This is a genomic window from Blautia sp. MSK.20.85, assembly GCF_013317245.1.
GTDB lineage: Bacteria > Bacillota > Clostridia > Lachnospirales > Lachnospiraceae > Blautia_A.
In genome coordinates this window covers 83,236-97,917 of sequence record NZ_JAAIUN010000001.1, presented here as the reverse complement: position 1 = coordinate 97,917, position 14,682 = coordinate 83,236, and the positions used below count along the sequence as shown (strand labels likewise).

Genomic DNA, 14,682 nt, shown 5'->3' with positions numbered 1-14,682 from the left:
TTATGGAAAAAAGCATTATGAAAGGGAATGGAAAAACCTCCGGACAGCACCGGAATAATATAAAAAGAAAGGACGGAAAACATTATGAGCAAAGTATATATTTTTTTCGCAGACGGATTTGAAGATATCGAGGGACTGACTGTGGTAGATCTGATGCGGAGAGCAGGAATCGACATCCAGACAGTATCTATTAAAGAGACCAGAGAGATCAGAACCTCTCACGGAATCAATATTCTTACAGACTGCACATTTTCAGAGTGTGATTTCTCTGATGCGGACATGCTTGTGATCCCGGGAGGAATGCCAGGAACAAAATATCTGGAGGAATACAAACCGCTGACCGGGCTTCTCACATCATTTTACCAGAAAGGCGGCAAGGTGGCAGCTATCTGTGCAGCTCCGGGTGTATTCGAGAGACTTGGCTTCCTCAAAGGCAGAAATGCCACATCTTATCCATCTGTAATGGAGCAGCTTACAAGCGCCAGAACTTCCCTGGAGCCGGTAGTAGTGGACGGAAATGTGACTACCAGCAGAGGTCTTGGAACAGCCATTGATTTCAGTCTTTCTCTGATCCGTCAGCTGGAGGGAAGAGCAAAAGCCGAGGAAATCGCAGAGTCTGTAGTATATTCAACAGAGATTTTTTACTAAAGAAGAGCTGTTTTTGCGGTTAAGAAGGAAAACCAGAAGAGCTGCACTGCTTCTGAACGGGATTTTTACGGAAAACAGGGGATTTACAGCGGTATAAGAGCCATATATGGCGAAAAAAATACTGGCGTTTTTACAGTGATTATGCTATACTACAGAAATGACTGTAAATATATAAAATGCGAGTGTTAACTATTTATATAATAAGGTATTTACTCGATATAATTAAGGAGGAACAAGAAACATGAGTTTACAGGTTGAGAAAATGGAGAAAAACATGGCGAAACTTACAATCGAGGTTTCCGCCGAGGATCTTGACAAAGCAATGCAGAACGCATATCAGAAAGCAAAAGGCAGAATTTCCATTCCGGGATTCCGTAAAGGAAAAGCTCCTAGAAAAATGATCGAGCAGATGTACGGTAAGGGAGTATTCCTTGAGGATGCTGCTAACGCTCTGATCCCAGAGCATTACAGCAAAGCACTTGCTGAGTGTGATCTTGAGATCGTTTCCCAGCCTAAGATCGATGTAACACAGGTTGAGCCTGGCAAACCATTTATCTTTACAGCAGAAGTAGCTACCAAACCAGAGGTAACTCTTGGCGACTATAAAGGACTTGAGGTTCCGAAGTCTGAGACAGAAGTAACAGACGAGGAAGTTGAGGCAGAGCTTAAGAAAGAGCAGGAGAAGAACTCCAGAACGATCACAGTTGAGGATCGCGCAGCCGAGAATGGCGACACAGCAACTATCGATTTCGAGGGCTTCGTAGACGGAGAGGCATTCGAGGGCGGTAAAGGAACAGATTATCCGCTGACACTTGGTTCCAACACATTCATCCCGGGATTTGAGGAGCAGCTTGTCGGTGCCAAGACTGGTGACCATGTAGAAGTTAAAGTAACATTCCCTGAGGAGTATCAGGCAAAAGAGCTCGCTGGTAAGGAAGCAGTATTCCAGTGCGACGTTAAGAAGATCGAAGCGAAAGAGCTTCCGGAGCTTGACGATGACTTCGCTAAAGATGTATCTGAGTTTGATACACTTGCTGAGTACAAAGAAGACGTTAAGAAGAACCTGACAGAGAAAAAAGCAGAAGATGCTCGTCGTGCAAAAGAGGACGCAGCAGTAGATAAAGTGATCGAGAATGCCCAGATGGATATTCCGGAGGCAATGATCGAGACTCAGACACGTCAGATGCTTGACGACTTCGCAAGAAGAATGCAGTCCCAGGGTCTTTCCATGGAGCAGTACTTCCAGTTTACAGGCCAGAGCGTTGAGAAGATGATGGAAGACATGAAGCCACAGGCTCTTAAGAGAATCCAGACAAGACTGGTTCTTGAGAAGATCGCTGAGGTAGAGAACATCCAGCCAACAGAGGAAGAGGTTAACGAAGAGATCTCCAAGATGGCAGAGATGTACAAGATGGAAGCAGACAAATTAAAAGATCTCATCGGTGAGAACGAGATGGAGCAGATGAAGAAAGATATGGCTGTTCAGAAAGCTGTTACATTAGTTGCCGATGCAGCTGTAGAGGCGTAATAAACCTCGGAAATGGAGGGTAAAATGAGTTTAGTACCTTACGTCATTGAGCAGACCAGCAGAGGAGAAAGAAGTTACGATATCTATTCAAGACTTCTTAAGGACCGAATCATTTTCCTTGGAGAAGAGGTTAACGATGTCAGTGCGAACCTGATCGTTGCACAGCTTCTCTTCCTGGAAGCAGAAGATCCTTCCAAGGATATCCAGCTTTATATCAACAGTCCGGGTGGTTCTGTAACTGCCGGAATGGCGATCTATGATACGATGCAGTATATCAAGTGTGATGTATCTACAATCTGCCTTGGAATGGCAGCCAGCATGGGAGCTTTCCTCCTGTCTTCCGGTGCCAAAGGCAAGAGATACGCACTGCCGAATTCAACGATCATGATCCACCAGCCATCAGGCGGTGCACAGGGGCAGGCTACAGAGATCCAGATCGTAGCTGACCAGATCGCAAAAACCAAAAAGAAGCTGAACGAAATTCTTTCCGCGAATACCGGACAGCCTCTTGAGATTGTGGAGAAAGATACTGACCGTGATAACTATATGACAGCAGAAGAAGCGAAGGCATATGGTCTGATCGATGGTGTTGTAGTCCACAAATAATGCGTAAGAAAAGACTCCTGTAAAGACACAGGAGTCTTATCTTGCTTTAAAAAGGAATTTTAAATGTCTGCGGGAGACGGACATTTACGTTTAGAAAGGAAACAAAAAGATATGGCAGATAAAGTAAGAGAAGGAAAGGTAAGATGCTCCTTTTGCCATAAGACCGAAGACCAGGTACGGAAACTGATCGCAGGTCCGGATGGAGCGTATATTTGTGATGAATGTATCGGTATCTGTTCCGAGATCATGGAAGAAGAATTCAATATGTATGATCATGAAGCAGATTACGAAACAGGGATCAACCTTCTGAAACCGGAAGAGATCCACAGTATCCTGGATGAATATGTCATTGGTCAGGACGATGCCAAGAAGGCACTTTCTGTGGCTGTTTACAATCATTACAAGAGAATTCTTGCTTCCAGAAATCTGGACGTTGAGCTGCAGAAGAGTAATATCCTGATGCTTGGTCCTACAGGTTCCGGTAAGACACTTCTTGCACAGACACTGGCGAGACTTCTGAATGTTCCTTTTGCCATCGCAGATGCCACTACTCTCACAGAGGCAGGCTATGTTGGCGAGGATGTTGAGAATATTCTTCTGAAGATCATTCAGGCAGCAGATTACGATATTGAACGTGCGCAGTACGGAATCATCTATATTGATGAGATCGACAAGATCACAAGAAAATCCGAGAACACTTCCATTACCAGAGATGTGTCCGGTGAGGGCGTACAGCAGGCACTTCTGAAGATCCTGGAAGGAACCGTTGCAAGTGTTCCGCCGCAGGGCGGAAGAAAGCATCCGCATCAGGAGTTTATCCAGATCGATACGACAAACATCCTGTTCATCTGCGGTGGTGCTTTTGATGGACTGGAGAAGATCATCGAGGCAAGACAGGATACCAAGTCCATTGGTTTTGGAGCAGAGGTTTCTGAGAAGGAAGACCGCAATGTAGGCGAAGTCCTGAAAGAAGTTATGCCGGAAGACTTTATCAAATTCGGTCTGATCCCGGAGTTTATCGGACGAGTTCCGGTTGTTGTGACACTGGATTCCCTGGATGAAGAAGCACTGATCCGAATCTTAAAAGAGCCTAAGAACTCCCTCACCAAGCAGTATGACAAGCTTTTTGAGCTGGACGGTGTGGAACTTGAGTTCCAGGATGAGGCACTTGAGACAGTTGCCCGGAAATCTCTTGAGAGAAAAACAGGTGCCAGAGGACTTCGTGCCATCATGGAGCATACCCTGATGGATCTGATGTACAAGACACCTTCTGACGATACCATCCGTAAATGTATCGTCACAAAAGAGGCAGTGGAGGGAACCGGAGAGCCGGAGATCATCCACGGGGAGGCCAAGTCTCCTGCCAAGAAAGCAGGACACAAAACATCCCGTTCGAGAAAGAAAGGCAAGCCGGAAACAGCTTGATGAAGGGAATGACATAAATGACAAATCAGGTCAATATAATGCCAATGATTGCTCTACGTGGGACTACGGTCCTTCCGGAGATGATCGTACACTTTGATGTGAGCAGAGAGAAATCCATCCGTGCCGTGGAAGCAGCCATGCTCCATGACCAGAAGGTCTTTCTGCTGACACAGAAGGACCCGGAAGTGGAAACACCGGAACTTGATGATCTGTATCGGGTAGGAACCATTGCATACATCAAGCAGGTGGTGAAACTTCCGCAGGATCTTTACCGGGTTCTGGTAGAAGGACTGGACAGAGCTGAAATACTGAGCCTGGAGCAGGAAGAACCCTACCTGAAAGCGGAATGTGAGATCGTTACCGCCCAGGAAGAGGAGTATCCGGAACCGGTGAAAGATGCCATGCTTCGCAGCATCCGGGAACTTTTCCAGAGATATTGCAGAGAGAGCGGAAAGATAAGCAAAGATCTGGTAACACAGATCATGACCATTGAGGATGTTAAGGAGACCATCGACCAGATTGCGGTGAACCTTCCGATGTCCTATCAGAACAAGCAGAAGCTTCTGGAAGCAGTGTCTCTGAATGACCGTTATGAGATCCTGGGAGCACTTCTTGGCAGCGAGATCGAAGTGATCCATATCACCAAAGATCTCCAGCGCAAGGTGAAATCCCATATTGATAAGAATCAGAGAGAGTATATCCTCCGTGAACAGCTCAAAACTATCCGTGAAGAACTGGGTGAGGATAATACTGCAGATGATATCGAGGAGTTTAAGAAACAGCTGAAAGAGCTGGATGCATCCGATGAAGTAAAAGAGAAGATTTCCAAGGAGATCAGCCGTTTTAAAGGAATGGCAGCCAGTGCAGCGGAGGCAACGGTACAGAGAGGCTATCTGGAGACTGTTCTTGCACTTCCGTGGAATAAGAAATCCGAGGATTCCGAGGATCTTGAGAATGCATGGAAAGTACTGGAAGAAGGCCACTACGGACTGAAAGATGTTAAAGAGCGTATCATGGAATTTCTTGCGGTCCGGAAACTGACCCACAAGGGAAAGAGCCCGATCCTCTGCCTGGTGGGACCTCCCGGAACCGGAAAAACTTCCATTGCCCGTTCTGTGGCGGAGGCCATGAACAAAAAATACGTCCGCATCTGTCTCGGCGGTGTCCGTGATGAAGCGGAGATCCGTGGACACAGAAAGACCTACGTCGGCGCCATGCCCGGAAGGATCACGGTTGCATTGAAAGAAGCCGGAGTCAGCAATCCGCTGATGCTTCTTGACGAGATCGACAAGACCAGCAGTGACTATAAGGGAGACACTTCTGCGGCACTTCTGGAAGTCCTTGATCCGGAGCAGAACAGTAAGTTCAACGATCACTATGTGGAGATCCCTCAGGATCTTTCCGAAGTACTGTTTATTGCAACGGCCAATGACGTACAGGGAATCCCGAGACCTCTTCTTGACCGTATGGAACTGATGGAAATTCCAGGCTATACGGAGAATGAGAAGGAACATATTGCAAGGGAACATCTGATTCCGAAACAGATGGAGATCAACGGGATTCCGGAAGGAAAACTGGTGATCCAGCCGGCAGCTCTCGGTAAGTTGATCAACAACTATACCAAGGAAGCCGGAGTCCGTTCCCTGGAGAGAAATATCGGACGCATCTGCCGGAAGACCGCACGTGCGCTTATGGAAGAAGGCAAGGATAAAGTTGTGGTCACATCCAGAAATATCTCCAAATTCCTTGGCAAAGAACGATATAACTATCTGATGGCCAATGAGAAGGATGAGATCGGAATTGCCCGTGGCCTTGCCTGGACACAGGTAGGCGGCGATACCCTTCAGATCGAGGTCAACATCATGCCTGGAAAAGGAGAACTGCTTCTCACCGGACAGTTGGGCGATGTGATGAAAGAATCTGCACAGGCAGGCATCAGCTATATCCGTTCTGTAGCAGATCAGTATAAGATCGATCCGGAATTTTTCCAGAAACATGATATGCATGTACATATCCCGGAAGGTGCTGTTCCAAAAGACGGCCCGTCCGCAGGTATAACCATGGCAACTGCCATGCTGTCCGCAATTATCGAAAAACCGGTGCGTGCGGATCTTGCCATGACCGGTGAGATCACCTTAAGAGGCCGCGTGCTTCCGATCGGTGGACTGAAAGAGAAGCTGCTTGCAGCCAAATACGCAAAGATAAAAGAAGTCCTTGTTCCGGAGAAAAACCGTCCGGATATTGAGGAGATGGATAAAGAGATCATCCAGGGGCTGAATATCCAGTTTGTGGACAATATGAAAGAAGTTCTTGGTGAAGCTCTTGCATAGACAAAAACAGAAAAAACCCTGCCCTGTTTTTCAGGACAGGGCTTTTCCGAGAAAAGGGAGGAACAACGAATGGTAATCAAAAACGTATCACTGGATATTGTCTGCGGAATCACAAGCAAGATCCCGGACACAGGAAGGCCGGAGGTAGCTTTTGCGGGAAAATCAAATGTAGGGAAATCCTCCCTGATCAATGGTCTGATGAACCGCAAGGCCCTGGCAAGGACCAGTGCACAGCCTGGAAAAACACAGACCATCAATTTTTATAATATCAATGAAGCAATGTATCTCGTAGACCTGCCAGGCTACGGCTATGCCAAGGTTTCCGCGGCAGAGAAGGAAAAATGGGGAAAAATGATCGAGGGCTATCTTCACAATTCCAAAGAGCTCCGTGCAGTTTTTCTTCTGGTGGATATCCGCCACAAACCTTCTGCCAATGACAAGCAGATGTATGACTGGATCTGCCACAATGGATATGAGCCGGTGATCATCGCAACCAAACTTGATAAACTGAAACGCAGCCAGGTGGCAAAAAGCCTCAAGGAGATCCGTATTGGATTGGGCCTTCCGAAAGAAGGAAAAATCCTTCCTTTTTCTGCAGAAACCAAGCAGGGAAGAGACGAGATATGGGCACTGATCGACGAGTTGACCGGACTTGCTGAACCGGCAGCTACAGAGGATTAAGGAGAACAAAAAGATGGGAATTATCAAGGCGCTCAAGCTGGGATTTGACTATCAGAGATATGATGACGATGGCAATGTAGTAGACATGCAGCGTGCAGTCAATGATGTAAACCTGGACATTGAAGCAGGAGAATTTGTGGCAGTTCTGGGACATAACGGCTCTGGAAAATCCACACTGGCAAAGCATATGAATGCGCTTCTGATCCCAACAGAGGGAACCATGCTGGTGGACGGGATTGATACTGCCAGAGAGACCAAACTCTGGAAAGTACGCCAGAAGGCTGGAATGGTATTTCAGAATCCGGACAACCAGATCATAGGAACTGTTGTGGAAGAAGATGTGGGGTTTGGCCCGGAAAATATGGGAATCCCTACGGATGATATCTGGAAACGGGTGAATGACAGCCTGGAAAAAGTTGGCATGACAGCTTATCGCTATCAGTCACCAAACAAACTTTCCGGAGGACAGAAACAGCGTGTAGCCATTGCCGGTGTGATGGCCATGCGTCCGCGATGTATCATTCTGGATGAGCCAACCGCCATGCTGGACCCCAACGGACGGAAAGAAGTTCTGGAGGCTGTGAGGGAACTGAACCGTAAGGAAAAAGTAACCGTTATCCTGATCACGCATTACATGGAGGAAGTGATCCATGCAGACCGTGTCTACGTCATGGACAGTGGAAATGTTGTGATGCAGGGAAATCCAAAAGAGATCTTTTCCCAGGTGGATACCCTCAAAAAATACGGCCTGGATGTACCGCAGGTAACACTTCTTGCATATGAACTGAAGAAATCCGGTGTGGATGTTCCGGATGGAATACTGACTACAGAGGAGCTGGTGAGCGCATTATGTCAATCGAATTAAAAAATGTAACCTATACCTACAGCCCCGGGACAGCCTATGAGAGCCATGCGCTGAAAGATGTCAGCCTGGTGATCCCGGACGGCCAGTTTATCGGGATCATCGGACACACAGGAAGCGGAAAATCCACGCTGATCCAGCATCTGAATGCACTGGTACAGCCTACATCCGGACAGGTTCTGTATAACGGAGAAGATGTGTGGGCGGAAAAATACGACCGGAAGCAGCTACGCAGCGAAGTTGGCCTGGTGTTCCAGTATCCGGAGCATCAGCTTTTTGAGAATGATGTGATTTCCGATGTGTGTTTTGGACCTATGAATCAGGGACTTTCCAGAGAGGAAGCGGAGAAGGAAGCGAAGCAGGCACTGACACATGTTGGAGTAAAAGAATCCAATTTCAAAAAATCTCCTTTTGAACTTTCCGGAGGCCAGAAGAAACGAGTGGCCATTGCAGGCGTGCTTGCCATGAATCCGAAGATCCTGATCTTGGATGAGCCTACAGCAGGTCTTGACCCGAAGGGCAGGGATGATATCCTGGATCAGATCGCGGAACTTCATAAAGTGAGAGGAATCACCATTGTTCTGGTGTCCCACAGCATGGAAGACATTGCGAAATATGTGGAACGGCTTATTGTTATGAACCACGGAGAAGCGGTATTTGATGATACTCCCAAGAAAGTTTTTTCCCATTATAAAGAACTGGAAACCATGGGACTTGCAGCACCGCAGATCACTTATATCATGCATGCTTTGAAGGAGCATGGACTGAATGTGGATGCAGATGCCACAACAGTGGAAGAGGCCAGAGACAGCATTCTTGCTGCGTTGAAAGCTTCAGATTCTCCGCTGTTGAAAGAAGGAGGAGCGGAAAAATGATCAGAGATATTACCATTGGCCAGTATTATCCGGCAAAATCCGTTCTTCACAGACTGGATCCCCGGACCAAATTCCTGGGAACTCTGGGATTTCTGATTTCCGTGTTCCTGTTCCATACGTTTCTTGGATATGCGGTGGCAACGGTATTTCTGGTGGCCATGATCGCAATTTCAAAAGTTCCTGTGAAATTCATGTTCAAAGGTCTGAAGGCCATTGTGATGATCCTTCTGATCACCGTTGTGTTCAATATTATCCTGACGCCAGGTGAAGTACTGTGGCGTTTCGGAATCATCAAGGTTACGAAGGAAGGTCTTGTTCTTGCTGGAAGAATGGCGATCCGTCTTGTTTACCTTGTGATCGGATCTTCCATTATGACACTGACCACCACACCGAATCATCTGACAGACGGTCTGGAGAGACTTCTCCGCCCGCTGAATAAGATCCATGTGCCGGTTCATGAAATCGCCATGATGATGTCCATTGCCCTTCGTTTTATTCCGATCCTTCTGGAGGAGACCGATAAGATCATGAAGGCACAGATCGCCAGAGGTGCGGATTTTGAAAACGGAAACCTGATTCAGAAGGCAAAAAACATGGTACCACTTCTTGTACCGCTGTTTATTTCTGCGTTCCGCCGTGCCAATGACCTTGCCATGGCCATGGAAGCCAGATGTTACCACGGCGGTGATCACAGAACGCAGATGAAACCGCTGCATTATGAAAAGAGAGATTACATTGCATTTGTGATCCTTGTGGCATATCTTGCAGTTGGAGTGGCGTTCCGTGTAGTGGGACTGTAACCGAGCCAGGCGGATTCCTGTGAGACTGTGAGTATTCAGCTATGGATAAGCAGTGTCAGAAGATGCCTGCATCAGGAGGTATATTATTTTATGAAACGAGTAGGACTTGTAGTGGCTTACGATGGAACGCATTATTCCGGCTGGCAGACACAGCCAAACGGAACGACCATTCAGGGTGTCTTAAACGATACCTTAAGTGAGCTGCTTGGAGAAAAGATTGAGACCATCGGTGCCAGCCGTACAGATGCAGGGGTACATGCTCTTGGAAATGTGGCGGTTTTTGATACCGAGTCCAGGATCCCCGGGGAAAAATTTTCCTATGCACTGAACCAGAGACTTCCGGAAGATATCCGTATCCAGCTTTCTGAAGAGGTGGAACCGGATTTTCATCCCCGTTACTGTGACAGTGAAAAAACATATGAGTACCGTATCCTGAACCGGAAATTCCCGGTTCCCACAGAAAGACTGTATTCGTATTTCTATCATTACAAGCTGGATGTGGATAAGATGAAGGAGGCAACCTCCTATCTGATCGGGCGCCATGATTTTGCCAGTTTCTGTGGTTCCGGTGCCCAGGTGAAGACAACTATCCGAACGATTACTTCCATGGACGTGTGGAGAGACGGGGATATGGTGACCATCCGTGTTTCCGGAACCGGATTCCTTTACAATATGGTGCGTATCATTTCCGGAACCCTGATCGAGATTGGAAACGGACAGTATCCTCCGGAACGGATGGATAAGATCCTCAAAGCCTGTGACCGGGCTGCGGCAGGTCCAACAGCTCCGGCTCAGGGACTGACCCTGATGGGAATCGAGTTTTTCTGAAAAAGGTACGAAAAAGAGGCACTGAAATGAAAAATACGCAGGATCTGCTGCATGGAAATATTAAGAGTGAACTGATCGCACTGACCATTCCTCTGGTATTGGGAAATATCCTGCAGCAGTTTTACAACACCATAGATTCTTTTATTGTGGGAAGATATGTGGGAACAGAAGCCTTTGCAGGCATTGGCGTTGCAGGCAGTATCATGAACCTGTTTATCTTTATCCTCAATGGTGGATGTAATGGAATGTCCATTATTTTTGCAGAACTCTACGGGCAGAAAAATTATGAAAAACTTCGAAAAGAAAGCTTCCTTTCGCTGAGCGCGGGAGGGGGCTTTACCATTGTTTTGAGTATTGTAAGCCTTCTGGTTCTGTATCCGGTGCTGGGCCTGATCCAGACACCGCCGGAGGTAGAGCCTTATGTTGTGGCTTATCTTCAGATCATTTTTATCGGACTTCCTGCCACCTTCCTTTATAACTGGTGCTCTGCAGTGCTCCGGGCTGCCGGAGATACGGAAACGCCGCTGTGGACTCTTTTTATTGCCATGTGCATGAATCTGGCACTGGATGTTGCTTTTGTACCGGGACTGCATATGGGAACTGCCGGAACCGCTCTGGCAACTGTGATCGCCCAGCTTTTTTCCGCAGGCGTATGTCTGTGGATCATGAGGAAAAAACATCCCATTTTCTTCTTCAGCCGGAAAGATATGGGGATGGATCTGCCGCTTCTGAAGAGAACAGCCAATTTCGGTGCTGTGTCGGCACTTCACCAGTCCAGCATTTACATTGGAAAGATGCTGGTCCAGGGAGCGGTAAACTCCGGCGGAACAGAGATCATTTCCGCATATACGGCGACCACCAGGATCGAAGGATTTTCCAATTCCTTCGGAGACAGCGGTTCCACAGCCATCTCTGTATTTGTGGCCCAGAACCGTGGCGCAGGAGATAAAAAGAGAGCGCTGAAAGGATTTCATCAGGGGCTTGGGCTGATGATCGTATTTGTCATCATTTTGTCGGCACTGCAGGCAGCTCTGACAAGAGGAGCAGTACAGCTTCTTATGGGAAATCCGTCAGAAACTGTAATGAAAAATGCAGTTCTGTATATGAATGTGGTATCTGTCTTTTACATCCTGAATTTCATCGGAAACGCAGGGGTGGGATTCTTCCGTGGAATCGGAAAGATTTCCGTTCCGGTGATCGGAAGCACACTGCATATTTCCATCCGTGTGGTTCTGTCCTATCTTCTGATCGGCAGGATGGGGCTTGAGGCTGTCGCCTTTGCCACAGGGATCGGCTGGATCAGTGTTGTGCTGTATCAGATCGTAGTTTACCGGAAGGTGAGAAAACAGGAATTTTGTTGAAAATTACAAGAAAAAACAGTTGACAGCCAAGGTACCTTATAATATAATAACTCAATGTGACGTAGTGCGAAGATGCTAGAGCCAATAGCCCCGGCGATGGCATTTTATCAGCGGTTTCGGACATTTCCGCGATTTATTTTGCACCCGCGTTTCCATTTACTTTTTTTCGCGGAAGTACCGCGGTTTGAGAAACATTATCGTTGATAAATAACAGGAGGTAGGACCATGCAGACTTATATGGCTAATCCGGATAAAATCGAAAGAAAATGGTATGTAGTTGACGCAGAGGGTTGCACTCTGGGACGTCTGGCATCCGGTGTTGCAAGTGTTTTAAGAGGAAAGAACAAACCTCAGTTTACACCGCACGTTGACACAGGAGATTATGTAATCGTTGTAAACGCTGATAAGATCAAAGTTACAGGCAAGAAGCTTGAGCAGAAGATTTATTATAACCACTCCGACTATGTTGGTGGAATGAAAGAAACCACATTAAAAGAAATGTTAGCAAAGAAACCTGAGAAGGTTATCGAGCTCGCAGTTAAGGGAATGCTTCCGAAAGGACCTCTTGGAAGAGCTATGAACAAGAAACTTTTCGTATACGCAGGACCAGAGCACAAACATGAGGCTCAGAAGCCTGAAGTTTTAACATTTTAATAGGAGGTAGAAAACATTGGCTAGCGCAAAATTCTACGGAACAGGAAGAAGAAAGAAATCAATCGCAAGAGTTTACCTGGTACCTGGAACAGGTAAAATCACTATCAATAAAAGAGACATCGATGAGTACTTCGGACTTGAGACTCTGAAAGTTATCGTTCGTCAGCCACTGGCTTTAACAGAGACAGAGGGTAAATTCGACGTGATCGTTAACGTTCGCGGCGGTGGATACACAGGACAGGCTGGAGCAATCCGTCATGGCCTTTCCAGAGCCCTTCTCGAGGCAGACAACGACTACAGACCAGCTCTTAAAGCTGCTGGATTCCTTACACGTGATCCACGTATGAAAGAGCGTAAGAAGTACGGTCTCAAAGCTGCTCGTAGAGCTCCGCAGTTCTCCAAGCGATAATCAGACCGACATATCGAATATCAGAACATCAGACCCTGGGAACCTATGGTTCCTGGGGTTTTTTATGTAAGAAAAGGACATTATCCTTTCTTTTGACATTTCCCCCATTTTTTGATACTATATTATCATACGGACTTCCCATAGGCGCGATCCTGTGGGAGTTTTTTTTACACAGGAATTTAAGGAGGGTTTTATGGATGAGTGAAGTGAAAAAATCCGGTCACAGCCATCATCAGCGGGGACGTTTTTCCGGGAAGATCGGTTATGTGCTGGCTGTTGCCGGATCTGCGGTAGGTTTGGGAAATATCTGGCGTTTTCCTTACCTGGCGGCGAAGTACGGCGGAGGAATGTTCCTGCTGGTTTATATCCTGCTGACCGTGTCATTTGGATATGTGCTGATCATGTCGGAGACAGCGCTGGGAAGAATGACGCGTAAGAGTCCGGTCGGAGCATTTGAACATTTTGGAAAGAGCGCACCGTTTAAGATCGGTGGATGGCTGAACGCCGTGATCCCGATGCTGATCGTGCCGTATTACAGCACCATCGGTGGATGGGTTATCAAGTATCTGGTGGAGTATTTAAGAGGAAATGTGCAGAAGGTTTCCGAAGATGGTTATTTTGGAAGTTTTATTGCGGATTCCTGGCAGGTGGAAGCCTGGTTTCTGGTGTTTGCAGTGCTGGTATTTGCCATCATCCTTGGCGGCGTAAAAAATGGCGTAGAACTTATGTCAAAGATCATGATGCCGGTTCTGGTAGTTCTGGCTGTGATTGTTGCCATTTATTCAATGACACGGCCAGGAGCTATGGAAGGAGTAAAATATTTCCTGATTCCGAACTTTAAGAATTTTTCCTGGATGACAGTTGTGACAGCCATGGGTCAGATGTTTTATTCGCTTTCTATTGCAATGGGTATCTTATATACCTATGGTTCCTATATGCATAAGAAGCTGGATATGGAACAGTCTACCACACAGGTGGAGATTTTTGACACAGGTATTGCAATCCTTGCCGGCCTAATGATCATTCCGGCAGTGTTTGCTTTCTCAGGCGGAAATCCGGATACACTGCAGGCTGGTCCTTCACTGATGTTTATCACGCTGCCGAAGGTTTTTGCAACTATGGGAGTGGGAACCGGCGCAGGAATCCTGTTTTTCGTGCTGGTTCTTCTTGCGGCACTGACCAGTGCGGTTTCTCTGATGGAGACAAGCGTATCTACCTTTATGGATGAGCTTCACTGGGGCCGTGCGAAATGCTGTATCCTGATGGCAGTGATCATGTTTGTGTTCGGAACTGCATCTTCCATGGGATATGGGGTGCTGGATTTCCTGAAGATCTTCGGAATGAATTTCCTGGATTTCTTTGACTTTATGACAAACTCCGTGATGATGCCTCTGGCAGCACTTGCCACCTGTTTCCTGGTAACACGTGTTGTGGGATATGACAGGATTGCAGCGGAGATCGAGCAGTCTTCGAAATTCCGCAGAAAAGGGCTGTACAAGTTTTTTATTAAGTATCTGGCACCTGTCTGCCTGATCATTGTACTGTTAAGTTCCATTGCAAACGTGCTTGGAATCATCAGTATGTAAAAAATAAAGTTATAAAAAAGATCAGGTGAGAATGAATGTTGAATGAAATCATTCTCATCTGATCTTTTTTTATGCCATAGATAGTTACG

General features: G+C 46.8%; 14 protein-coding genes. All 14 read left to right on the top strand.

Annotated elements, in window-relative coordinates:
* Window positions 1–81: 81 nt before the first annotated feature.
* On the top strand, window positions 82–648 hold the full coding sequence (locus G5B12_RS00425; RefSeq protein ID WP_118061984.1) for a DJ-1 family glyoxalase III: 567 nt from the start codon (window positions 82–84) through the stop codon (window positions 646–648).
* Between the two features lie 241 nt (window positions 649–889).
* Window positions 890–2,176, top strand: a complete 1,287-nt coding sequence (gene tig / locus G5B12_RS00420; protein WP_021977810.1) for a trigger factor — start codon at window positions 890–892, stop codon at window positions 2,174–2,176.
* 24 nt (window positions 2,177–2,200) lie between these two features.
* The gene (gene clpP / locus G5B12_RS00415; protein ID WP_021977811.1) at window positions 2,201–2,782 is read left to right on the top strand and encodes an ATP-dependent Clp endopeptidase proteolytic subunit ClpP; all 582 of its coding nucleotides are present in this window, start codon (window positions 2,201–2,203) and stop codon (window positions 2,780–2,782) included.
* A gap of 111 nt (window positions 2,783–2,893) precedes the next feature.
* On the top strand, window positions 2,894–4,207 hold the full coding sequence (gene clpX, locus G5B12_RS00410; protein WP_118062065.1) for an ATP-dependent Clp protease ATP-binding subunit ClpX: 1,314 nt from the start codon (window positions 2,894–2,896) through the stop codon (window positions 4,205–4,207).
* A gap of 17 nt (window positions 4,208–4,224) precedes the next feature.
* The gene (gene lon, locus G5B12_RS00405) at window positions 4,225–6,537 is read left to right on the top strand and encodes an endopeptidase La (protein ID WP_021977813.1); all 2,313 of its coding nucleotides are present in this window, start codon (window positions 4,225–4,227) and stop codon (window positions 6,535–6,537) included.
* A 69-nt stretch (window positions 6,538–6,606) separates the two neighbouring features.
* Entirely contained in the window at window positions 6,607–7,218 is a 612-nt protein-coding gene (gene yihA / locus G5B12_RS00400; RefSeq protein ID WP_021977814.1) for a ribosome biogenesis GTP-binding protein YihA/YsxC, read from the top strand.
* Window positions 7,219–7,231: 13 nt separating this feature from the next.
* Complete coding sequence (locus G5B12_RS00395; RefSeq protein ID WP_021977815.1) at window positions 7,232–8,083, top strand: energy-coupling factor transporter ATPase; 852 nt, start codon at window positions 7,232–7,234, stop codon at window positions 8,081–8,083.
* Window positions 8,068–8,955 (top strand): energy-coupling factor transporter ATPase, encoded by an 888-nt coding sequence (locus tag G5B12_RS00390; RefSeq protein ID WP_021977816.1) that lies wholly within the window; start codon window positions 8,068–8,070, stop codon window positions 8,953–8,955. The genes G5B12_RS00395 and G5B12_RS00390 overlap by 16 nt, the downstream gene beginning before the upstream one ends.
* Complete coding sequence (locus tag G5B12_RS00385) at window positions 8,952–9,755, top strand: energy-coupling factor transporter transmembrane component T family protein (RefSeq protein ID WP_021977817.1); 804 nt, start codon at window positions 8,952–8,954, stop codon at window positions 9,753–9,755. Before G5B12_RS00390 ends, G5B12_RS00385 begins: the two co-directional genes overlap by 4 nt.
* 90 nt (window positions 9,756–9,845) lie before the next feature.
* Window positions 9,846–10,583 carry a tRNA pseudouridine(38-40) synthase TruA gene (gene truA, locus G5B12_RS00380; RefSeq protein WP_118061981.1) on the top strand — a complete coding sequence of 246 codons (738 nt, stop codon included), beginning with the start codon at window positions 9,846–9,848 and terminating at the stop codon, window positions 10,581–10,583.
* 26 nt (window positions 10,584–10,609) lie between these two features.
* Window positions 10,610–11,944, top strand: a complete 1,335-nt coding sequence (locus G5B12_RS00375; protein ID WP_118061980.1) for an MATE family efflux transporter — start codon at window positions 10,610–10,612, stop codon at window positions 11,942–11,944.
* A gap of 225 nt (window positions 11,945–12,169) precedes the next feature.
* Window positions 12,170–12,598 (top strand): 50S ribosomal protein L13, encoded by a 429-nt coding sequence (gene rplM, locus G5B12_RS00370; protein ID WP_021650595.1) that lies wholly within the window; start codon window positions 12,170–12,172, stop codon window positions 12,596–12,598.
* A 16-nt stretch (window positions 12,599–12,614) separates the two neighbouring features.
* A complete protein-coding gene (gene rpsI, locus G5B12_RS00365) occupies window positions 12,615–13,007 on the top strand; it encodes a 30S ribosomal protein S9 (RefSeq protein WP_021977820.1) in 393 nt (130 codons plus the stop codon).
* A 197-nt stretch (window positions 13,008–13,204) separates the two neighbouring features.
* Window positions 13,205–14,593: a sodium-dependent transporter gene (locus G5B12_RS00360; RefSeq protein WP_174087542.1), complete on the top strand. Its 1,389-nt coding sequence runs from the start codon at window positions 13,205–13,207 to the stop codon at window positions 14,591–14,593.
* The last annotated feature ends 89 nt before the right edge of the window (window positions 14,594–14,682 follow it).